This is a genomic window from Streptomyces sp. NPDC052236 (assembly GCF_044548015.1).
Taxonomy (GTDB): Bacteria; Actinomycetota; Actinomycetes; order Streptomycetales; family Streptomycetaceae; genus Streptomyces.
In genome coordinates this window covers 586,930-608,269 of record NZ_JBIUBL010000002.1, presented here as the reverse complement: position 1 = coordinate 608,269, position 21,340 = coordinate 586,930, and the positions used below count along the sequence as shown (strand labels likewise).

Here is a 21,340-nt window from a genome sequence, read left to right as displayed (position 1 = left end):
TCGCCAGGGGAGATGGTCGCGATGGAGCCGCTACAGCAGGACGACCCGCGCCGGATCGGACCGTTCATCGCGCTGGCGCGCTTCGGCGAGTCGGCGGTAAGTGTCCGCTACCTGGCGCAGTCGGATGTGATCTCGGCGGTCTCCTCGGCCTCGGTGGTCTCGGTGGTCTCGGTCGTGAGGCCGGAGCTGGCGGCGCTGCCGGCGTTCCGGCGCCGCTTCGAGTCGGAGACGCGGAGGACGCAGCGGCTGGCCGGCGGGTGGGTGATGCCGATCGAGTCCGGCCCGGGTGATGAGGAACGGCCGTGGACGGCCAGCGCGTACGTCCCCGCGCTGACGCTGCGCGAGGCGATCGCCCTCGCGGGTCCGCTGCCGGAACGGTCCGTACGGATTCTGGGCGCGGCACTCGCGGAGACGCTGTCCCGGGTGCACGCCACCGGCGCGGTGCTGCACGGGCTGGCGCCCGACACGGTGCTGCTGGCGGCGGACGGGCCGCGGGTGACGGCGTTCGGGGCGCTGGGCGCGGCGGCGGTCGCGGAGGCGCGGGAGGACGGGCAACTGACGGTCAAGCTGGACTATCTGACCCCGGAACAGGCCACGGGCGCGAAGCCCGGCCCGGCGTCGGACATTTTCGTGCTGGGCCTGTTGCTGGCGTACGCGTCGACGGGGACGACCCCGCTGGCGGACGCGGACGACATCACGCACGGAGAGCCGGACCTGACCGGGGTACCGGGCGAACTGCGCCCCTTGGTGGCCGACTGCCTGTCGAAGCTTCCGGAGGACCGCCCTTCGGCGGGCACGGTAGCGGCGTCTCTGGCCCTGGAGGGCGCGGCGGCACTGGCCCGCGAGGGCTGGCTCCCACCGAGCCTGGTGACGGCGGTGGAGACCCAGGCGGCGGGGGTCCGGTCCCTGGCCGCGGGCGGCGGCCTTGGTGCGGGTGCGGGTGCCCGCGGTGAGCCGGATGCGCAGGGTGGGCGGCAGGCGAGCGGCGCGGAACCCGGAGCCGGGGCGGCCGGACAACCCGCCTCCACGGACGCGCAGGTCGCGGGCAACGGGCCCGGCACAGGCGCCGGCCGAAGTACCCCGCAACTGGTCGGCAACGGTGAGCCTGTCGGCACGGTGGGCCCGCAGCGCACCGCAAGCGACGCCGGAACCGGGACCTGGCCGACCGGACAACCCGCGTCCACGGACGCGCAGGCTGGAGGCGAAGGGCCCGGCAAGGGCACAGGCGGCGAGGCACCCGAAGCTGCCACAGCCGACACCGCGACCGTCAACGTGCAGACCGCGCGGCATGCGCGCAGCGCGGAATCCGTAGGCGCGGTGGGACCGCAGTACGCAGCCGGCAGTGGACCGTCGCTCGCCGCAGACGGCGCGGCCCGCGCCGGGAACGCGCAAGCTCCGCAGTATGCGCCCAGCGCAGCTCCGGAGGCCGCCGCAGGCGGACAGCCCGCAGACGGCGCGGCCGGGCAATATGCGCACGGCGCAGGTCCGGAGGCCGGTGGAATCGGCGGCCCCCCGTACGCACCCGGTATCGGGCCCGGGGCTGGGGCCGGGGCCCGGGAGGGTGAGCGCGGGGCCGTGCATCTCGTCGTGCCGGCCGTGCCCCGCAACGCCCCCGACGCCGGCCCGCAAGCCAGTCGGCGTGCCTTGCTCGCCGGGGTCGTCGGCGGGGTTGCCGGGGTTCTCGTCGGCGGGGGCGCGGTGTACGCCCTTCGCGACCCCGGCCCCGATACCGATCCCGAGCGCACGATCCCCGCGCTCACCGCGCCCACCCGCTCCCCCGTCGCCGGGCAGCCGCCCGCGCCGGTGTGGCGGTACGACCACCCCGCCACGGCCGCCGGGCCCCTCAACGCCACCCTCTGGCAGGACCGCGTCCTCGTACTGACCGGCAAGGAGCAGTCCGCCGGGGTCGACCTGCGCACCGGGCGGCCCCTCTGGCAGCGGGCTGAGGTCGCCTCGCTCGCCCCGGCCGTGCCCGTCGACGACGCGCTCTGCTTCGTGGACTCCGCCGACGCGTTCCTCTGGATCACCGCGCGGAACGGGCAGGTCAGACACCGCGTCGCCAAGACCGCCCTCGCGGTCCCCGGCGAGACCCTGACCCTCACCGGCAGGGTCGGCGGGGAGGGAACCACCCTCTGGTTCACCGGCCAGGTCAAGAAGGGCGCCGCGCTGCTGTCGTACCTCCTCGCGTACGACCTCGCCGCGCGCAAGTGGCTCTGGCGATCCCCCGTCACCGCCGGGACCGGCCTGTACGTCCCGCAGTACGACCTGATCGCCGTCCGCCCCACCGACATCGTCGTTCGGCAGGACACCCGCTCGCTCACCCCCGCGCAGCTCGTCGCCGCCAAGGGCGCGTCCACCCTGCTCGTCCTCGACCGGAAGACGGGCAAGCGGCTCCAGACGTTCCGGCTCCCCGCCATCCACCCCGCCGCCGACATCATCGGCGACGCGTCGGGGAAGCTGTTCGCCTCCGAGCTCGGCGAGTTGCACACGTACAGCAGTCGTAACGGCGCGTTCCTGTGGAAGCTCGCCCCGGCCAAGGCGGCTCCCGGCGAGAGCGGCCTCTTCCCCTTCGGGGGCGGGGCGGTCCGCGGCCACATGCTGTATATCGCCAACCGCCACCAAGAGGTGTGCGCCCTCGATGTCGCGCCCGGTCGGCAGTTGTGGCGACGCTCCACCGAGTCACCCGTGACCAGGGAGATTCCGGGGACGGCCGTCACCGCGAGCGGTGCCATGGTCCTCGCGTACGACAGCGTGCAGCTCACCGCGTTCGCCGCGCGCGACGGCAAACGGCTGTGGAAGTTCCAGGACGCGGGCGCGGAGGACAGCGGAACCGCCACGCCCCGGTACGAGCCCCTCGCGGGCGGCGGCCGGAACCTCGTCGTACGGCGGAACCGCACCTTCTACGCGCTGCCCGTGGGCTGACGCCGCTACGAACGAGTGACCTGATTGCGCTGAACCGACCACCGGACGGGCCGTCCGACTGGCGCGCCCGCATGATCGCCGCACGGGCGGACGGTCCGCCCCGGCAGCGGAGGTGACGAGGTGTCAGCCAGGTATTCAGCCAGGCATACGGTCTGTACGGCGGTGGCGCTGGCCGCCGCCACGGTGCTCGCGACGGCCCCGGCCGCCGCCGAACCCGAGCCCCGCATCCAGCCCGCCACAGGGTCCCCGGCGTCCGTCTCCGCGCTGCTGACCGGCCTTCAGAAGCGGTACCGGCAGGCCGAAGAGGCGGGCGAGGCGTACAACGCGACCGAAGAAGCGCTCAAGAAGCAGCAGGCGGAGACCGTCAGGCTCTCCCGTGCCGTGGCCAGGGCCCGCAAGGCGTTCGCCCTGAGCCGGGAGGACGCGGGACGGCTCGCGCGCGAGCAGTACCAGGGCGGCTCCGAACTCTCCGCCTACCTCCAGCTGCTCCTCGCCAAGAACCCGCGCCAGGCCCTGGAGCAGAACCACCTCATCGCACGCGCGGCCACCGGCCGGCTGGCGACGATGGCCCGGCTGGAGACGGGCGCGCGGCGGGCGAACGCACTGGCGGCCGAGTCCCGCAGAGCCCTGGACCGCGAGCAGACCCTGGCGGCACGGCAGCGGCACGCGCGCGACAACGCCGCCGCGCGCCTGAAGGAGGTCGAGGAGACGCTCGCCGCGCTCTCCGCCGGCGAGCTCGCCGAACTGGCCGCGCTGGAGCGGTCCGACACCACGAAGGCCCAGGAGAAGCTGCTGGCCACGGGCGTGCTCGACGGGGAGCGCAATCCCTCCGAGGAGGGCGGCCGGGCGCTGGGGTACGCCGTCGAGCAGCTCGGCAAGCCGTATCTGTGGGGCGCGGAGGGCCCTCGGTCGTACGACTGCTCGGGGCTGACATCCCAGGCCTGGGCGCGGGCGGGCCGTGCCATCCCGCGGACCAGCCAGGCGCAGTGGGAACAGCTCCCGAAGGTGCCGCTGCGCGAGCTGCGCCCCGGCGACCTGGTGGTCTACTTCCCCGAGGCCACGCATGTGGCGATGTACCTGGGCGACGGCATGGTGGTCCAGGCCCCGCGCCCCGGCACCCGCGTCAAGGTCTCCCCGATCGCGGCGAACCCGCTGCTGGGGGCGGTCCGGCCGGACCCGGGGGGCCCGGCCCTGAGCTCGTACACCCCGCCGGAGCTACCGGCCGACACCTATGGCCGGTCCGACGAAGAGGCAGAGAGCTGACCGCGCCTCAGATGTGGCGGAGTCCGCTCAGTACCCTTTCCAGCAGGGCGTGATCGGGTCGGCCGGTGCCGTGCTCGGTCCCGTACACGCGGATCCTTCCCTGGTCGGCCAGGTCGCTGAGCAGCACCCGCACGACACCGAGCGGCAGCCTCAGCAGCGCCGAGACCTCGGCGACCGTACGCATACGGCGGCACAGTTCGACAATGGCCCGCAGTTCGGGCAGCGGCGATTCCCGGCGCTCGGCCGGTGCGTCGAACGCGGCCACGAACGTTTCGACCATCAGGGTGTGGCTGAAACTCGTACGGCCGCCGGTGAGTGAGTACGGGCGAACCCGGGCGGGGCGTCGCCCCGCGCCGCGCACCGGCAGACCGTGGGCGGGCGCGAGCGTCACTGGGCGCCCTCCATCGAGGCGCGCAGTTCGCTGCGGAGTTCGGGGGTCAGTACGTGTCCGGCGCGGCCGACGAAGAGGCCCATGTGGTAGGCGACGACGCTCATGTCGCAGTCGGGGGTGGTGTGCACTCCGAGCAGCGAGCCGTCGCTGATCGACATGACGAAGACATTGCCCTCCGCCATCGCGACCATCGTCTGCTTGACTGCGCCGCCGTCCATCAGGCGGGCCGCGCCGAGGGTGAGGCTGCCGATGCCGGCGACGACGGTGGCGAGGTCCGCGCCGGCACCCCTGGGGCTGGGCCGGCGGCCGGTGGCAGTGACGTTGATGTTGGCGTTGGCGTCGGTTACCGGGTCGGAGGAGAGCAGCAGCAGTCCGTCGGACGAGACGACCGCGACGGAGCGCGCGCCTGGCACCTCCTCCACGAGAGTGCTCAACAACCAGTGCAGATTGCGGGCTTCGTTACTCAGATCGAATGTGCCGGACGCTGTCAACTGCGTGCCTCCTCGACTGTGTCCCCCGTTTCTTTCGCTTCCGCGTGCTTCTCCGCGTGCTTCTCCGCGTGCTTCTCCGCGTCCTGTTCGGCTATCTCCACCTCCGCATCGCGGCGGCCGTCCTGCGCTCCCTGCTGGAAGCCACCGAGGCGGCGCCGCAGGGCTTCGGCGTCGACACTGCCGGAGCCGGTGCCCTCAGCCGCTCCGGTTGGCAGCAGCGCCTCCGGCAGCACGACGACCGCCGCGAGCCCGGCGCCCTGCGCCCGCTCGCGCAGCTGAACCCGTACGCCGTGGCGCGCGGCCAGCAGCGCGGCCACCCGCAGCCCGAGCCCCTCCTCGCCGTCGTCCGGGTCGCCGACCGGCTGCGTCTCGTACGTCTCGGGGTCGGCCAGTCGCGCGTTGAGCTCGGCCAGGCGTGCGGGGGCCGGCGCTGTGCCGGTGTCCTGTACGGAGAGGTTCACCTCACCGCTCTCCAGCAGCACGGCCGACAGCTCGATCGGGGCGTCCGGCGTGGAGAAGGCTGTGGCGTTCTCCAGGAGTTCGGCGATCAGGTGGCTGAGGTCGTCCGCGGCGAACCCGGCGACGTGGGCGTGCGGCGGCAGGGACTGGATGACGACCTGCTCGTACCGCTCGATCTCACTGACGGCGGCCCTCAGTACGTCCACGAGGGGCACCGGCGTCACCTGGCCGTGCCTGCGCTCGGCGCCCGCGAGGACGAGCAGGTTCTCGCTGTGGCGGCGCATGACGGTGGCCAGGTGATCGAGCTTGAAGAGCGTGGTGAGCCGCTCGGGATCCGCCTCGCGCTGCTCCAGCTTCTCGATGACGCCGAGCTGCCGCTCGACCAGGCCGAGGTTGCGGAGCGAGAGGTTGGCGAAGGGGCGGTGGTCGGCGTGGCGCGGCGCCTCCACTTCCCGTACCTCGGGGACCTCAGCGACCTCCGGGACCTCAGCAACCTCCGGGACCTCCCGTACGCCTTGGTCCCGGAATTTGCCGTGCAGGGTGTTGAGGGACCGTACGACCTGCGCGAACTCGTCGTTACGACCGGTGAAGCGGACCGGCTCCGCCGCCTCGGGATCGGCCGCGAGCCGGGCCGCGCCGAGCCGGAGGACGGCGAGCGGGCGGGTGAGGGTGCGGGCGACGGCGGCGTACACGCCGATGGTGAGGATCAGCAGGCCGCCGAGGAGCGCGACCCGTGCCTCCAGCGCGGTCACATCGTCGTCGCGCAACTGCTCGAAGCCCCGGATCTGACCGGAGGCGAGAGCGGATTCCACACCGCGCATCTGCTCGATGCGGGCGGTGAGGGCGGACTCCACCTTCTCGCGGTCGGACCTGCGCTCCGCGGAGGAGAGCGCGGGCTGATCGGTGAGTGCGGCGAGGTAGCTCTCGGCGGTCTTGACCTCGGGTCCGGTGACGGTGGCGGACAGCTTGTCGCGGGCGTCCTCGTTCGCGGCCTGGTCGAAGTCGGCGAGCGCGGCGAGTTCGCGCACGCGCGACTGCTGGGCGGCGGCGCTGAGGCCGTCCCGCGCCTTCTGATCCTCCCGCGCGGGCATGGAGAGCGCGGAGAGCAGCAGCCCCCGCGTGGTGGATGCCTGCTCGACGGCGAGACCGAGGTCGGCGGGCGCGCGGGTGCCGTCAGCGGCGCGCGGCGGGGTCTGCTCGGTGAGTTCGTCGGCGAGGGAGCGGAGGCCCACGATGACGGCGGTGTACGCGCGGTGGGCCTCCAGCGCCGTGCCCTTGCCGGTGAGGGCGGTACGGCGTACGGAGGGGACGGTGGCGAGGTCGCGGTGCAGCCCGGCATGGGCGGCGGGCCCGTCGGTGAGGCTCAGGCTGATCTCGCCGATCTGCCGGTCGACGCGAGCGCTGCGGCTGCCGGGAGTCTTGGGGGTGTCGCGGCCCGCCGCGACGTACTCGGTGACCTCGTCGCGCTCGTCGGCGAGGGAGTGGGCCAGGGTGACGGCCTGCCGGTTGAGCGAGGCGAGGGTGACCAGCCGCTGGGACTCGCTCAGTTCGGCGGAGGTGGCGAGAATGCCGGGGGTGCCGGCCGCGATGACGACAAGGCTGATGGCCGCGACACCGGCGACGAGCCGACTGCGTACGCGTACGGCGCGACCGGCCGGGTTCTCCGTGGGTCTGCCGTCGTGGCCCCGAGGCCGCGTCTTCTGCACCGGTGCTCGCAATCTTGCTTGACTCGCCCATGAAGCGGGGGGTGACAAGCGAGTCAACAACACTGAGGAGTTGGCGAACAACTCGCGACGACAAAGGGTGCGACGGCGCGCGCAACATGAGCTGGATCTTCGGGCCGGGCTTTGGCAGGATGCGCGCCCGCAGCTCGGCGAACCCGCTCGACCGTGGCCCAGTGCTCCCGCTGACCTGCCGATACGGGCGGTGACCGGTGGGGCGCCGGGCAAACTGGGATTCATGCGCATCGAACTCGCCACCGCCCCCGGCACGCCCGAACGCCCCAACGAGGACTGGGCTTCCGTGGCCCTGCCCGCCTCGGGCCGAGGCGGAACACTTGTCGTGCTGGACGGCGTGACGCCTCCGCAGGGCGACGACGGGTGTGTGCACGGGGTCCCGTGGTTCACCGCCCGGCTCGGCGGAGCCCTGGCCGAACTGTCCGGTACACGGCGGGACCTGACGCTCACGGAGGTCCTCTCCGGGGCAATCCGGCGCACTGCGGATACCCACCGCGACACCTGTGACCTTTCTCACGTGCGTACGCCTCAGGCGACGGTGGCCATGGCGCGCTGGGGCGCGGAGTCGGAGGCGGTGGAGTACCTGGTGCTCTCGGACGCGGTACTGCTGCTGGAGTCCCCGAACGGCGAGGTGCGGGCGGTCGTGGACGACCGGCTCGACCGGCTGCCCCGCGAGGCGCTGCTGACGCACGCCTCGGCGGATGCCCTGCGCAACTCGGAGGGCGGGTTCTTCACGGCGGCGGCCGACCCGGAGACGGCGGCGCGCGCGGTGACGGGCACCACGCCGCGCGCGGAGGTACGCGCCGTGGCCGCGCTCACGGACGGGGCGTCCCGCTGGGTCGACATGTTCACGGAGGGCGGCTGGGCCGAGTGCCTGGGTGTGCTCCGCAAGGAGGGGGCGCAGGGGCTCATCGACCGGGTGCGGGAGCTGGAGGAGTCGGCGGCACAGGCCCGTACGGCGGTGATCCGCTGGAAGTTGCACGACGACGCGACGGCGGTCTTCGTCGAGCTTTGACCGTCTCTGACCGTCTCCGACTGTCTCCGACCGTCTCTGACCGTGCGGGGTATCTGCCTACCTCGGGCCGCTCCCGGCCCGGCAACGATGTCGTGTTCAGTACAGGCTATTTGAAGGCTGCGGCGTTGCGCGCCGCCCACTCGGCGAAGGTGCGGGGCGGGCGGCCGAGAATCCGCTCGACGTCGGGGCTCACCCGCTGCTCAGCGGCCTTCGGCGCGCCCAGGATGTCAAGGGTGGCCTCCACGACCGGCTCGGGCATGAACCGCACCATCTGCGCCCGAGCCTCCTCGCGGCTCTGCTCGACGAACCGCACCGGCTCGCCCAGCACGTCGGCGATCACCATCGCCTGCTGCCGAGGTGAGATCGGTGCCGGCCCGGTCAGCTCATACGACCTACCGACGTGGCCGGCGCCCCGCAACGTCACAGCGGCAACCTCAGCGATGTCGGCCGGATCGATGGTCGGCAGCGCAACATCACCGAACGGCGCGGCGACCATCCGTTGCGCGCGGACCATCTCGGCCCACTGGAGCGTGTTGGAGTCAAAACCTCCCGGCCGCAGCAGTGTCCATTCCAGGCCCGAGTGCGTGACGGGGTCCTCCAGTGTCGAGGGGTGGCTTCCCGTGGCAACGCCCTGGGAGGACAGCAGGACAACCCGGCGGACCCCGCCTGCCCGCGCGGCATCGAGGACGTCGCCGACATTGCCACCTGCCGACACGAAGTCGCCCGAGGTCAGCAGGAACAGCACTTCGGCACCGTCGAGCGCGGGCGTGAGGCTTTCCGGTTCGGCCACGTCGGCCTGCTGATGCCGCACCCCCGCCGGCACGTCCTGCGCCGAGATCCCTCGCGACACCGCCATCACCTGTTCGCCGGCCGCGACGAGCGCCTGTACGAGCGGCCGTCCGACGTTGCCGGTGGCTCCAGTCACCACGATCATGTTCGCTCCCAGTTGTCGAGTTCTCTTTGGACTCAGCGGAAGCTACCGTCGTCGGCATAGTAGGTACCTAGAGGAAAGTAATGGAGAGGAGGGCCCGTTATGACTGACAACACAGTCAAGGGGGCTCGTATCGAGGTCGCCCCGGAGCTGGCATGCCCGATCGCCCCAGTGGTCGACATCGTCTTCAGCCGCTGGACCACACCGATTCTGTGGACGCTCCATACATACGGGCGGCATCGATTCGTGGAGCTGGAACGCCGCATCACCACGATCACACCCAAGGTGCTGACCCAGCGGCTACGACAACTGGAACGCGACGGGCTCGTCGTGCGTACCTACCACCCGGAGGTTCCGCCGCGGGTGGAGTACGAGATCAGCGAACTGGGACGCAGCCTGGGGCCGCTGTTCGCATCACTCGCCGACTGGTCGGTCAACCTGGGCGAGGTCGAGCAGGCCCGGCTGGGCTACGACGCCAGGGATCAGACCCGCAGCCGTCGAATCTGATCCCGAGGTTCACCGGAACCTCGACCACCCGGGTACGGGTCCGATCAAGGCGTGCCGTTCGCTACGTAGCGAACGTACTGGTCGCGGCCATCAACGAGTGGATACGAGTGGCCCCGCCACGTAACCAGTCGCTAACCTCGGCCCCCATGAACCAGCGGCAGCAAAAGAAGCTCTCCCGGCGTCTCTTCGAAGCAATTCTGGAGGGTGACACCGCCGTCGTGAAGGCGGTACTGCGGGCTGGGTTCAACCCGCAGCGAGCCAACAGTGAGGGCACCACCCCTCTGTACGAGGCATCCGTGAACGGAGAAGCCGAGATCGCCCGCCTGCTCCTGGCGGCCGGCGCCTCCCCCGACACCGAGAGCAGTGGAATCGGCGCGGAGGGCACGCCGTTGTGCGCAGCCGCATCCTGGGGGCACACCGAGACAGTGCGTGAGCTGTTGGCGCACGGCGCCGATCCGAATGTGCGGGAAGATCACGGCACAGGCCGGTCCCCTCTGGACTGGGCGAACCATGGCCCCCATCCCGAAACTGCCGCTGTCCTCACCACAGCGGGCGCGACCCCCAGCGGGGAAACCACGTAGCTACGCCGGTCATCATCACGAAAACGCGCGCCTGTTCCCGGGGATCGCGGTCCACAACCCCCACCTGACCGACACCTTCGCCCGGCTCAGCGTCGAACACCGCACCGTCGCGCGCATCCAGGCCGAGCTGGTTCAGCCTTCGGCTCGCTCGTTCAGCTGGTGCAGCAGACGCGCCAGCTCCGCGATCTCGGCCTGGTCCCAGTCCGCCAGCTTGTTCACATAGCGCTCCCGGCGCGCGTCCCGCACCTGACGGAAGCGTGCCATTCCCTCGTCCGTGAGGCGGACGAGGGACGCCCTGCCGTCCGCCGGGTCGGGTTCGCGGGTCACCAGGCCGAGGTCCTCCAGAACGCGCAGCTGGCGGCTCATCGTCGCCTTGCCGACGCCGAAGTAGGCGGCCAGTTCGGTGGCCCGCTGCCGGCCCGCGTCTTCCAGGCGTACGAACAGGCCGTACGCGGCGGGCTCCAGCTCGGGATGGACCTCGCGCGCCATCTCGCCCGAGGACGCGCGGGCCCGGCGCATAAAGACGGCCAGCTCCCGCTCCAGCGCGAGAACCACCTGGTCCATACCACTTCTGCCCGTGGCGTCCGGTTCACTCCCCGTATCGCTTTCGTGCACGTCAGCACCCCTCGCGCGCTTTCCGAATCGTGAAACTTTCTTTCAGCGGCGGCCATCACCGCAGCTCGGCCAGTATTTCGCAGGCGTAGACCATCGGCAGCACCTCGGCCCCCTTCCACCACACCGGTCTACGTGCGTAGCGTCGCGCCTGGCATGTCCACACCATAATTTCCCAGCGACATGTTGATGCATCGTCAGGTCCCCCCCACCGAGTTCTTCGGAGTCACGCCATGCACGTGCTCAGATCCGGAACGACCCGCCGATATCGCCTCGCCACAGCAACCGGCACTCTCCTCGCCGTCTTCTCCCTCCTCCTCGCCCTCCCCGGAGCCGCCGGAGCGGCCGACACCGACACCGCCGCCGCCACCCCCGCACGCGGCTCCGCCCGCATGGGCATGGGCGTCGTCGCCCACGACGGCCAGGGCGGCCTCCCCGCCTCCAGCCGGGCCGTCCAGACCGAAGGCGTGGACGTCTCCAGCCACCAGGGCAACGTCAACTGGGCGAGCCTGTGGTCCAGCGGCGTGCGGTGGTCCTACAACAAGGCCACCGAGGGCACGTACTACAACAACCCGTACTTCGCGCAGCAGTACAACGGCTCCTACAACGTCGGCATGGTCCGGGGCGCGTACCACTTCGCCACCCCCGACACCACGACCGGCGCCGCGCAGGCCGACTACTTCGTCAACAACGGCGGCGGCTGGTCCCGCGACGGCAAGACCCTGCCGGGCGTGCTGGACATCGAGTGGAACCCGTACGGGGCCGCCTGCTTCGGCAAGAGCCAGGCCGGGATGGTCACCTGGATCCGCGACTTCCTGAACCGCTACAAGTCACGCACCGGGCGTGACGCGGTGATCTACACCGCCACCAGCTGGTGGACACAGTGCACGGGCAACTACAGCGGCTTCGCGGCCACCAACCCCCTCTGGGTGGCCCGCTACAACACCACCGTCGGCACACTCCCGGCCGGCTGGGGCACGTACACGATGTGGCAGTACACCTCGTCAGGTCCGATCGTCGGCGACCACAACAGGTTCAACGGCGCGCTGGACCGCGTGGTGGCGCTCGCCAACGGCTGAGCACACCCGCCGCACCCGCCCCGGATGCGGGCGGGTGCGGTGCGGCGGCCGGGGCATGATGCCGGGATGGAGAAGCACAGCCGTACGAGCACCAGCACCGGCACCAGCGCCAGCACCATGAGTGGTACCCGCTTCGCAGTCGGGGTGGGCGGCGTGCTGTGCGTCGCACTGGCCGCGTGTTCCGCGCCGCCGCGCAAGGACCACGCTCCCGTCCCCACTCTCGCCGCCCCCAGCGTACGAGCCGCCACTCCCTTCGCCGGCACCCCCTCCGTGGGCGTGCTGATCGGCGCCGACGGCGACCACTTCTGCACCGCGAGCGTCGTGGCCAGCCCCAAGGGCAACGTCATCGCCACCGCCGCGCACTGTCTCCAGGACGCGGGCGGCGAGCCGGACCACCGGCCGGGCGAGCTGGAGTTCGCTCCGGGGTTCTCGGAGAAGGGCCGGGGCAAGGGCCAGGGAAGCTCTCCGTACGGGCGCTGGAAGGTGAGTTCTGTCCACCTCGACGACCGGTGGACGGACAATGCGGACGACGCCGACGTCGCCGACTACGCCTTCCTGACCCTCGCGCCGGACGCGCGGGGCCGCCAGGCGCAGCAGGTCGTCGGCGCCGTCACCCCCGACTGGTCATCGGGCTCCGAGCGCCGGGTCACCGTCGTCGGCTACCCCAACCCGGACGACCACCCCAGCAACCGGCCCATCGCCTGCACCACCGACGCCCGGCCCGATCCGGAACTGCCGCAGACGCTGCTCATCGAATGCGCGGGCTTCTGGGACGGCACCAGCGGCGGCCCCTGGCTCGCCGACTACCGGGACGCCGGAGATCAGGGCCGGCTCATCGGCGTACTGAGCGGCGGCGACACGGACCGCGAGTCGACGGCCGCGCTCTTCGACGGCCGGGCCCGCTCGCTGTACGAGCGGGCCGCCGCCGACTGACAAGCGCCCGGCGCGTCAGGCCGCCGCCGCCACCGCCACCTCCGCCGGTGCGAGCGCGATCTCCAGGACCTGGCGGACGTCCGTCACCGGGTGCACTTCCAGCTTCTCCAGGATCTCGGCCGGTACGTCGTCCAGGTCCGGCTCGTTCCGCTTGGGAATCACGACCGTCGTGATGCCCGCCCGGTGCGCGGCCAGCAGCTTCTGCTTCAGACCGCCGATCGGCAGCACCCGCCCCGTCAGCGACACCTCGCCCGTCATCGCCACATCCGTCCGCACCAGGCGTCCGGAGAGCAGCGACGCGAGCGCCGTCGTCATCGTGATGCCCGCGCTCGGGCCGTCCTTGGGCACCGCGCCCGCCGGGAAGTGGATGTGCGTGCCCCGGTCCTTCAGGTCCGCCACCGGCAGCTCCAGTTCCGCGCCGTGCGAGCGCAGGAAGCTCAGCGCGATCTGCGCGGACTCCTTCATCACGTCGCCGAGCTGGCCCGTGAGGGTCAGCCCCGCCGCGCCCGTCTCCGGGTCGGCCAGCGACGCCTCGACGAACAGCACGTCGCCGCCCGCGCCGGTGACCGCGAGGCCGGTCGCCACGCCGGGCACGGACGTACGGCGCTCAGCCGGGTCCTGGGCGGACTCGGGCACATGGTGCGGCCGTCCGATCAGGCCGCGCAGGTCATCGGCGCCGATGGTGAACGGCAGCTTCCGGTCGCCCAGTTCGTGCTGGGAGGCCACCTTGCGCAGCAGCTGGGCGATCGAGCGCTCCAGGTTGCGGACGCCCGCCTCACGCGTGTACTCGCCCGCGATCCTGCGCAGCGCCGAGTCGTCCAGGGTCACCTCGCCGGGCTCCAGGCCCGCCCGCTCCAGCTGACGCGGCAGCAGGTGGTCCCGGGCGATGACGACCTTCTCGTCCTCGGTGTAGCCGTCGAGCCTGACCAGCTCCATCCGGTCGAGCAGGGCCTCCGGGATGGCCTCCAGGACGTTCGCCGTGGCGAGAAACACCACGTCGGACAGATCGAGTTCGACCTCCAGGTAGTGATCCCGGAAGGTGTGGTTCTGCGCCGGGTCGAGGACCTCCAGCAGGGCGGCCGCCGGGTCGCCGCGGAAGTCGGAGCCGACCTTGTCGATCTCGTCCAGCAGGACGACGGGGTTCATCGAGCCCGCTTCCTTGATGGCGCGGACGATACGGCCGGGGAGAGCGCCCACGTACGTACGCCGGTGGCCGCGGATCTCCGCCTCGTCGCGTACGCCGCCGAGCGCCACCCGGACGAACTTGCGTCCCATCGCGTGCGCGACGGACTCGCCGAGCGAGGTCTTGCCGACGCCGGGCGGTCCGACCAGCGCCAGCACGGCCCCGCCGCGCCGCCCGCCGACCACGCCGAGCCCTCGGTCGGCGCGCCGCTTGCGTACCGCCAGGTACTCGGTGATCCGTTCCTTCACGTCCTGAAGGCCCGCGTGCTCGGCGTCGAGGATCTCCCGCGCGCCCTTGATGTCGTGCGCGGCGGTGTCATCGGTGCGCTCGTTCCAGGGCAGTTCGAGCACGGTGTCGAGCCAGGTGCGGATCCAGGAGCCCTCGGGGTTCTGGTCGCTCGCCCGCTCCAGCTTCTCGACCTCCTTGAAGGCGGCTTCCCGCACCTTCTCGGGGAGATCGGCGGCCTCGACGCGCGCCCGGTAGTCGTCGGACTCGTCCGCGCCGTCGGCGGCCCCGCCGTTGAGCTCGCGCAGTTCCTTGCGTACGGCTTCGAGCTGGCGGCGCAGCAGGAACTCGCGCTGCTGCTTGTCGACGCCCTCCTGGACGTCCTTGGCGATGGACTCGGCCACGTCCTGTTCGGCGAGGTGCTCGCGCAGCTGCAGGGTGGCGAGCTTGAGGCGGGCCACCGGATCGGCCGTCTCCAGCAGTTCGATCTTCTGGGCGGTGGACAGGAACGGCGAGTAGCCGGAGTTGTCGGCGAGCTGCGAGACGTCGTCAATCTGCTGGACGCGGTCCACGACCTGCCAGGCTCCGCGCTTCTTCAGCCAGTCGGTGGCGAGCGCCTTGTACTCCGTGACCAGCTCGGTGACCGAGCCGGGCAGCGGGTCGGGCACGCTCTCGTCGATCGGGACGCCCTCGACCCACAGCGCGGCGCCGGGTCCTGTGGTGCCCGCGCCGATCTGGACGCGGCCCCGGCCGCGGATCAGGGCGCCGGGGTCTCCGTCGGAGAGCCTGCCGACCTGCTCGACGGTGCCGACGACGCCGGTCGCGGCGTACGTCCCGTCGATGCGCGGCACCAGCAGTACGCGTGGCTTGCCGGAGCCGCCGGAGGAACGGGCGGCGGCCTGCGCGGCCTCCACAGCGGCTCGTACATCGGTGTCGTTGAGGTCCAGCGGCACCACCATTCCGGGCAGCACGACCTCGTTGTCGAGCGGCAGCACGGGCAGAGTGAGCGACGTGAACGCGGTGGACTCAGCAGCCATGATCTCCCCTTCGGCACTCAAGTTGAGCTATGTCGACTCAATGATCGGAGAGGCCGCGTTGTTCCCCGGCGGGCGTTCGCTGTGAGCGATCACCTCTCCTCGGCGCGCCAACACCCCTGCTGACCAGCTCCGTTGACACGGCCGCCGTCACCCCTGCATCATCATTTCACTAATCAAGTAGCTAAAGGGTGGTGAGCGCGTTGGAGTTCCGCATCGACAGACGGAGCGGGGTCGCCGCCTACCAGCAGATCGTTCTGCAGACCAAGCAGGCCCTGCGGCTCGGCGTCCTGATGCCGGGAGACCGGCTGCCGACCGCCAAGGAGGTCGCGGAGACCTGCGCCGTCAACCCGAACACGACGCTCAAGGCGTACCGCGAGCTGGAGCGGGAGGGGCTGGTCGAGCCGAGGCCCGGTCTGGGCACCTTCGTGCGCCGGTCGCTGGCCCGCCCGCAGGCGGGCGCGGACTCGCCGCTGCGCGAGGAGCTGGACGGCTGGATGGTCCGGGCGCGCGAAGCGGGTCTGGAGCAGGAGGACGTGGCCGCGCTGTTCGCGTCGGTGCTGGAACAGCGGTACGCCGCCGGAAACACGGGCGGCTCAGAATCGGAAGCAAGGAGCAGCAACAGGTGAGTGACCCGATGGGCCACAGCGGCCCGACAGGCTCGGCGATAGAGGCGTACGGCGTCGGCAAGAAGTACCGGCGGGGGTGGGCCCTGCGGGACTGCTCCTTCCGGCTGCCGGCCGGCCGGATCTGCGGTCTGGTGGGCCCCAACGGGGCAGGCAAGACCACGCTCCTGGGAATCGCGGCCAACCTGCTGGAGCCGACGGACGGCACCCTGCGGGTCTTCGGCGCGCCGCCGGAATCCGCGGAGGCCAACCGGCGTACCGCCTTCCTCGCCCAGGAGAAGCCGCTCTTCCGCCGCTTCACGGTGGCCGAGACCCTGCGCATGGGACGCGAGCTGAACCCCACCTGGGACCAGCCGACCGCAGAGGCCATCGTCCGCGCGGGCAACGTCCCCTTCGACGCGAAGGTCGGCACCCTGTCCGGCGGGCAGCGCACCCGGGTCGCGTTCGCCCTCACCTTCGGCAAACGCCCCGACCTGCTCCTCCTGGACGAGCCGATGTCCGACCTCGACCCGCTGGTGCGCCACGAAATGATGGGCCTGATCATGGCCAAGGCCGCCGAGCACGGCACCACCGTGCTGATGTCCACCCACATGCTCGCCGAGTTGGAGCACGTGTGCGACTACCTCGTGGTCGTCGCCGAGGGCGGCCTGCGCCTCGCGGGTGACGTGGACGAACTCCTCGGCGCCCACACACTGCTCACGGGAGCCACAGCCGGAGCCGACGGAGGCGTTCCCGCGGCTCTCGCGCACCACACCGTTGTCGAATCCCGTACGAGCGGACGGCAGTTCACCGCACTCGTCCGCGCCCACGGACCGGTCGACGGCGCGTGGCAGGCCGACGCCCCGAACCTGGAGGAACTCCTGCTCGCCTATCTGCGCTCCCCGCAGGCACCACCCCTCGTCAGCCCAACCGCCCAGGTCGGCGACCGCTCCGCGGCGACGGCGGTGGCAGCGTGACCACCCTGACCGGCTCCCCGGCGAACGCCCCCGGCCACGCCCCCGCCGCCCCGACCGCGCGCGGGCGCGGACTCCGCCTGAGCGGTGCGACCTGGCTCGTCTGGCGTCAGCACCGCGCCGCCTACTGCACCCTCATCGCCTTCACGCTGCTCACCATCGCGTTGATCGCCTACCAGCGCATGGGGATGCTGGAGTATCTCGACCGGTACGACTGGCCCCACCCGAAGTCCGAGGAGTGGCAGCTGGGCTTCCAGCCGTACACCAGCGAGTTCAACCGGACCGGACTGGCTCTGGCCGCCGTCCCCGTCCTGCTCGGCGTCTTCGTTGGCGCGCCACTGCTCGCGGCCGACCTCGAGAACGGCACCGCCAAGCTGGTCACCTCGCAGGCCATCACCCGAGTCCGCTGGCTCGCCATGAAGCTCGGGATCACCGCGCTGGTGGTCACGGTGGGCACCACGGCGCTGTCCCTCGCCTTCAACTGGTGGTGGGCGCCGATCAAGGGCAAGGAGACCAGCTTCCCCTGGCACGAGGCCCTCGCGTTCAACAACACCGGCCCCGTGCCGGTCGCGCTCTCCCTGCTCTCGCTCGTCGGCGGCGTGGCGATCGGCATGCTGCTGCGCCGGACGCTGATGGCCATGGTGGTCACCTTGGGGTTCACCGTCACGGTGCAGTTCGTCTGGGCCAGTTTTCTGATCGACCTCGGAAACTCGGCCAGGGTGGCTTCGGAAGGCCTCGCCTGGGAGTCCCTCCCGGCGCTGCCGCCCGGGGCGTACGAGATGGACCGGTCGTACGTCACCGGCTCCGGCGAGCTCCTCGGCTGGAGCACCTGTGCCCGCGAGCCGTCGGACGCGGCCATGGCGGCCTGTCAGCAGAAGGCGGACCTCTTCGGCTGGTCGACGGAGTACCTGCCGATCTCCCAGATGACGGGCATGCAGTGGTCTGGGGCGGCGATCCTGCTGGGCATGACCGCGGCCATCGCGGCGTTCATCCTGCTGTGGGGCCGTAAGCGCCTGGCCTGACGACGCCCGCCCAGTGACGCACCACGGGCCAGCAGGCGATCCCCGCCAGCAGCGCGAGCAGGTGGCCCCAGTTGGTGAGCGGATCGGTGAGGGCCAGCAGATCCTGGAGCAGCATCAGGAACACAAAACCGAGCAGCGTGCCGCGTACGACCGGGCTCAGCACTCCGGCCAGGGCGCCGATGCTCGTCAGCAGCCCGAAGCTGATGCCGTAGTCGAGGCGGTGCAGCGAGGTGACGGGCAGCTGCCCGGCGACCACCCACAGCCCGACCGGGATCTCGGTGGCCAGGGTCGCCGCCACATGTCCGGCCATGAAGACCCCGGCGGCGCGCAGGCCGCCGATACGGCGCTCCAGCGCGGTGAGAACAAAAAGGAAGGCAACGGTGTACGGGGACACCAGGCTGCCCGAGACCCACAGCGCACTGGCGCCGAGAACAAGCACCGGCGACTGGGCCAAATGGGCGACATCGGTACTGGAACCGCGGAGCAGCGAGGAGACGGTGGCGGGCGCGCCGTACTCCACGAAGAGCGAGGTGGCTGTCAGCACGAGGATGTAGGCGAAGGTGAACGGCGTGCCCGTGGGAGTGGGCAGCAGGTGGAGCACCGGCCGCCAGAGGGGCCTTCGTACGGGCGGGGCGGCCGTGACGAGCGGCATCGGCATGGGCGTCGCCGTCGCCCGCGGGGGCGTCCGCTGCGCCGGGACACCGCCGAGCAGTTCCCGGTCCGTGGCCTGGTCCCTGGCCTGGTCCCTGGCGCGGTCCGTGGCAGTCCAGTCGCGTGTTGTGAGCTGATCCACCACGTGAGGCCCCTTCCACCAAGCCCCCGAACAGCCCCCACCCAACGCGATCAAGCTCTCCCCCGTCTATGACCTGCGCCACACATAAGGACTTTCACAGGTTCGGGAGCAACCTTCACAGGCCCGGCCGCGTCGCGGACCGCCCCTATGGCCATCGACACATATCCGGCCCGCGCCCCTCGCCGACCACCGCGGCGTGATCCTGCACACGGACCTCGTCACGTATGACGGACCGCTACGACGCGCTCTGTCCGGACATCGACAAATGAACCCGCGAGAACCTCCTCTCACCGCCTGACTCGCCGCCTGTCAGGGACGGTTGGAGCCGGGCCGCATCCTCGCCGTACGGTCCGCGCGGCCCTCCCCCGCTTTCGCGGACGCGTTGCGGAATGCCGGGTTCACCGGGGTAAGAACCGAAGAGATCCGGGTTGCCCGAGGCGAACCCGGCGTCGTACGCCTCGCTGTTCGCCCTGCGTAGCCGGGACACCGTCAAAGCCCTTACGCTGCTGACCTACACACGGGATCTACATCTGCATGCAGCTTGCGAGAACGCGTACAGGGGCGGGGCGATGGAGCAGACACACACCACGCACAACGGCGTCGCGGCTACGCCAGGCGCCCAGCGCCGGGTGCTGGTCGTCGAGGATGACGCCACAATTGTCGAAGCCATCGCCGCCCGCCTGCGGGCGGAAGGCTTCCTGGTGCACACGGCCGTGGACGGCCCGGCGGCGGTCGACGCCGCCGAGGCCTGGCAACCCGATCTGATGGTTCTCGACGTGATGCTGCCGGGCTTCGACGGCCTTGAGGTCTGCCGTCGCGTCCAGGCCCAGCGCCCGGTGCCGGTGCTGATGCTCACGGCGCGCGACGACGAGACCGACATGCTCGTCGGCCTCGGGGTCGGCGCGGACGACTACATGACCAAGCCGTTCTCGATGCGGGAGCTCGCGGCCAGGGTGCACGTCCTGCTGCGCCGCGTGGAGCGCGCGGCGCTCGCCGCGGTGACGCCGCGCAGCGGGATCCTGCGCCTCGGCGAGCTGGAGATCGATCACGCGCAGCGCCGGGTCCGGGTGCGCGGCGATGACGTACATCTCACGCCCACCGAGTTCGACCTGCTGGTCTGCCTGGCGAACACGCCGCGCGCGGTTCTCTCCCGCGAGCAGCTGCTCGCCGAGGTGTGGGACTGGGCGGACGCCTCCGGCACCCGTACGGTCGACAGCCACATCAAGGCGCTGCGCCGCAAGATCGGCGCCGAGCGGATCCGTACGGTCCACGGCGTCGGCTACGCGCTGGAGACGCCCGCGCCATGAGCGCGACAAGGCGGCAGGCCGGGGACAGGACGCGGCTCCGGCGGATCCCGAGGAACCGGCGGAGCCAGGAGGACCCGGACCCGCGGTCCGAGCCGGGCCCGCGACGGCAGACCCGGGTCCGCCCGCGCTCCATCGCCGTCTCGATCAAGACGAAACTCGGCACGCTCGTCGTCGTCTCCGTCTTCATCACCACCGGCCTGCTGCTCGTCGCCCTGCGTACCGAGACCGAGCTCCGATTCATCACGGTCTTCTCGGTGATAGCGACCCTTCTGATCACCCAGTTCGTGGCGCACGGCCTGACCGCGCCGCTGGACGAGATGAACACCGTCGCCAAGGGCATATCGCACGGCGACTACACCCGCCGGGTACGCGGCGCCGACCGCCGCGACGAGCTCGGCGACCTCGCCTCCACCATCAACCGCATGGCGGACGATCTGGAGGCCGTGGACCGGCACCGCAAGGAACTGGTCGCCAATGTCTCGCACGAGCTGCGCACCCCGATAGCAGCACTCCGCGCCGTACTGGAGAACGTCGTGGACGGGGTGTCCGCCGCCGACCCGGAGACGATGCGCACCGCCCTCAAGCAGACCGAACGCCTGAGCCGTCTGGTCGAGACGCTGCTCGATCTGTCCCGGCTCGACAACGGCGTCGTACCGCTCAGGTCCCGCCGTTTCGAGGTGTGGCCGTACCTCTCCGGTGTGCTGAAGGAAGCCAATCTGGCCGCCGCCCAGCGCGGGCTGCCCTCCGGATCCGGCAATCACTCCCGTACGGACGTGCATCTGCACCTGGATGTGTCGCCGCCGGAGCTGACCGCGCACGCGGACGCGGAACGGCTGCACCAGGTGGTCGCCAACCTGATCGACAACGCCGTCAAGCACTCGCCGCCGCACGGCCGGGTGACGGTAAGGGCCCGCCGCGGGCTCCAGCCGGAGTCCCTCGACCTGGAAGTGGTGGACGAGGGCCCGGGCATCCCGGAGCAGGAGCGCCACCGCGTCTTCGAGCGCTTCAACCGGGGCCGCGTCGCCTCGCCGCACGGGCCGGGCAGCGACGGCGGTACGGGACTGGGGCTGGCGATCGCCCGCTGGGCGGTGGATCTGCACGGCGGCCATATCGGGGTGGCCGAATCGTCGCGGGGCTGCCGGATACAGGTCATCCTTCCGGGCAACCCGCCGCCGCGCGATTGACGTAGGGTGCCGTATACACGTGTACGCAGTCAGTCGCGTACACGGCGTAGGCAGTCAGAGGTCAGGCGCACGGCGGAGACGCCGCCCAACCAC

At 71.4% G+C, this 21,340-nt stretch carries 18 protein-coding genes and 1 pseudogene; 12 read left to right on the top strand and 7 right to left on the bottom strand.

The window, feature by feature from the left end; translation table 11 throughout:
- The first annotated feature begins 21 nt into the window (after positions 1 to 21).
- On the top strand, positions 22 to 2,922 hold the full coding sequence (locus ACIHCQ_RS06760) for a PQQ-binding-like beta-propeller repeat protein (protein WP_399658597.1): 2,901 nt from the start codon (positions 22 to 24) through the stop codon (positions 2,920 to 2,922).
- Between the two features lie 120 nt (positions 2,923 to 3,042).
- Positions 3,043 to 4,185: an NlpC/P60 family protein gene (locus tag ACIHCQ_RS06755; protein WP_399658596.1), complete on the top strand. Its 1,143-nt coding sequence runs from the start codon at positions 3,043 to 3,045 to the stop codon at positions 4,183 to 4,185.
- Positions 4,186 to 4,192: 7 nt separating this feature from the next.
- On the opposite strand, the gene ACIHCQ_RS06750 is transcribed toward ACIHCQ_RS06755, so the two are convergent.
- From ACIHCQ_RS06750 to ACIHCQ_RS06740, 3 genes and pseudogenes are all read right to left on the bottom strand, one after another.
- The gene (locus ACIHCQ_RS06750; protein WP_399658595.1) at positions 4,193 to 4,576 is read right to left on the bottom strand and encodes a DUF742 domain-containing protein; all 384 of its coding nucleotides are present in this window, start codon (positions 4,574 to 4,576) and stop codon (positions 4,193 to 4,195) included.
- Positions 4,573 to 5,067: a roadblock/LC7 domain-containing protein gene (locus tag ACIHCQ_RS06745; protein WP_399658593.1), complete on the bottom strand. Its 495-nt coding sequence runs from the start codon at positions 5,065 to 5,067 to the stop codon at positions 4,573 to 4,575. The genes ACIHCQ_RS06750 and ACIHCQ_RS06745 overlap by 4 nt, the downstream gene beginning before the upstream one ends.
- 206 nt (positions 5,068 to 5,273) lie before the next feature.
- Positions 5,274 to 7,232: pseudogene (locus ACIHCQ_RS06740) on the bottom strand (nitrate- and nitrite sensing domain-containing protein); the annotation flags it as partial.
- Between the two features lie 253 nt (positions 7,233 to 7,485).
- Here ACIHCQ_RS06740 and ACIHCQ_RS06735 point away from each other — a divergent pair.
- A complete protein-coding gene (locus ACIHCQ_RS06735; protein WP_399658592.1) occupies positions 7,486 to 8,277 on the top strand; it encodes a hypothetical protein in 792 nt (263 codons plus the stop codon).
- Between the two features lie 106 nt (positions 8,278 to 8,383).
- Here ACIHCQ_RS06735 and ACIHCQ_RS06730 read toward each other — a convergent pair whose 3' ends face one another.
- Entirely contained in the window at positions 8,384 to 9,211 is an 828-nt protein-coding gene (locus ACIHCQ_RS06730; RefSeq protein ID WP_399658591.1) for an NAD(P)H-binding protein, read from the bottom strand.
- 99 nt (positions 9,212 to 9,310) lie between these two features.
- On the opposite strand from ACIHCQ_RS06730, the gene ACIHCQ_RS06725 reads away from it, so the two are divergent.
- A complete protein-coding gene (locus ACIHCQ_RS06725) occupies positions 9,311 to 9,715 on the top strand; it encodes a winged helix-turn-helix transcriptional regulator (RefSeq protein WP_399658590.1) in 405 nt (134 codons plus the stop codon).
- Between the two features lie 146 nt (positions 9,716 to 9,861).
- Positions 9,862 to 10,296, top strand: a complete 435-nt coding sequence (locus tag ACIHCQ_RS06720) for an ankyrin repeat domain-containing protein (protein ID WP_399658588.1) — start codon at positions 9,862 to 9,864, stop codon at positions 10,294 to 10,296.
- Positions 10,297 to 10,428: 132 nt separating this feature from the next.
- Here the strand turns inward: ACIHCQ_RS06720 and ACIHCQ_RS06715 are convergent, their stop codons facing one another.
- Complete coding sequence (locus ACIHCQ_RS06715) at positions 10,429 to 10,860, bottom strand: MarR family winged helix-turn-helix transcriptional regulator (RefSeq protein WP_399658586.1); 432 nt, start codon at positions 10,858 to 10,860, stop codon at positions 10,429 to 10,431.
- Positions 10,861 to 11,141: 281 nt separating this feature from the next.
- Here ACIHCQ_RS06715 and ACIHCQ_RS06710 point away from each other — a divergent pair, with 281 nt between their 5' ends.
- A complete protein-coding gene (locus tag ACIHCQ_RS06710) occupies positions 11,142 to 11,987 on the top strand; it encodes a lysozyme (RefSeq protein WP_399658585.1) in 846 nt (281 codons plus the stop codon).
- A 66-nt stretch (positions 11,988 to 12,053) separates the two neighbouring features.
- Positions 12,054 to 12,920 carry a trypsin-like serine peptidase gene (locus tag ACIHCQ_RS06705; RefSeq protein WP_399658584.1) on the top strand — a complete coding sequence of 289 codons (867 nt, stop codon included), beginning with the start codon at positions 12,054 to 12,056 and terminating at the stop codon, positions 12,918 to 12,920.
- A gap of 15 nt (positions 12,921 to 12,935) precedes the next feature.
- Here the strand turns inward: ACIHCQ_RS06705 and lon are convergent, their stop codons facing one another.
- Positions 12,936 to 15,365: an endopeptidase La gene (lon, locus tag ACIHCQ_RS06700; RefSeq protein ID WP_399658583.1), complete on the bottom strand. Its 2,430-nt coding sequence runs from the start codon at positions 15,363 to 15,365 to the stop codon at positions 12,936 to 12,938.
- A 191-nt stretch (positions 15,366 to 15,556) separates the two neighbouring features.
- Here lon and ACIHCQ_RS06695 point away from each other — a divergent pair, with 191 nt between their 5' ends.
- The 3 genes from ACIHCQ_RS06695 to ACIHCQ_RS06685 are packed head-to-tail and all read left to right on the top strand — an operon-like array spanning position 15,557 to position 17,963.
- Positions 15,557 to 15,991, top strand: a complete 435-nt coding sequence (locus ACIHCQ_RS06695; RefSeq protein WP_399658582.1) for a GntR family transcriptional regulator — start codon at positions 15,557 to 15,559, stop codon at positions 15,989 to 15,991.
- A gap of 8 nt (positions 15,992 to 15,999) precedes the next feature.
- Positions 16,000 to 16,944: an ABC transporter ATP-binding protein gene (locus ACIHCQ_RS06690; RefSeq protein WP_399658672.1), complete on the top strand. Its 945-nt coding sequence runs from the start codon at positions 16,000 to 16,002 to the stop codon at positions 16,942 to 16,944.
- The gene (locus ACIHCQ_RS06685; protein ID WP_399658581.1) at positions 16,941 to 17,963 is read left to right on the top strand and encodes an ABC transporter; all 1,023 of its coding nucleotides are present in this window, start codon (positions 16,941 to 16,943) and stop codon (positions 17,961 to 17,963) included. Before ACIHCQ_RS06690 ends, ACIHCQ_RS06685 begins: the two co-directional genes overlap by 4 nt.
- Here ACIHCQ_RS06685 and ACIHCQ_RS06680 read toward each other — a convergent pair.
- The gene (locus ACIHCQ_RS06680; protein WP_399658579.1) at positions 17,929 to 18,756 is read right to left on the bottom strand and encodes a rhomboid-like protein; all 828 of its coding nucleotides are present in this window, start codon (positions 18,754 to 18,756) and stop codon (positions 17,929 to 17,931) included. The genes ACIHCQ_RS06685 and ACIHCQ_RS06680 overlap by 35 nt on opposite strands.
- A 569-nt stretch (positions 18,757 to 19,325) precedes the next feature.
- Between ACIHCQ_RS06680 and ACIHCQ_RS06675 the strand changes: the two genes are divergently transcribed.
- Both ACIHCQ_RS06675 and ACIHCQ_RS06670 read left to right on the top strand, forming a co-directional pair.
- Positions 19,326 to 20,063 carry a response regulator transcription factor gene (locus tag ACIHCQ_RS06675; protein ID WP_399658578.1) on the top strand — a complete coding sequence of 246 codons (738 nt, stop codon included), beginning with the start codon at positions 19,326 to 19,328 and terminating at the stop codon, positions 20,061 to 20,063.
- Entirely contained in the window at positions 20,060 to 21,247 is a 1,188-nt protein-coding gene (locus tag ACIHCQ_RS06670; protein ID WP_399658577.1) for an ATP-binding protein, read from the top strand. The genes ACIHCQ_RS06675 and ACIHCQ_RS06670 overlap by 4 nt, the downstream gene beginning before the upstream one ends.
- Positions 21,248 to 21,340 lie beyond the last annotated feature (93 nt).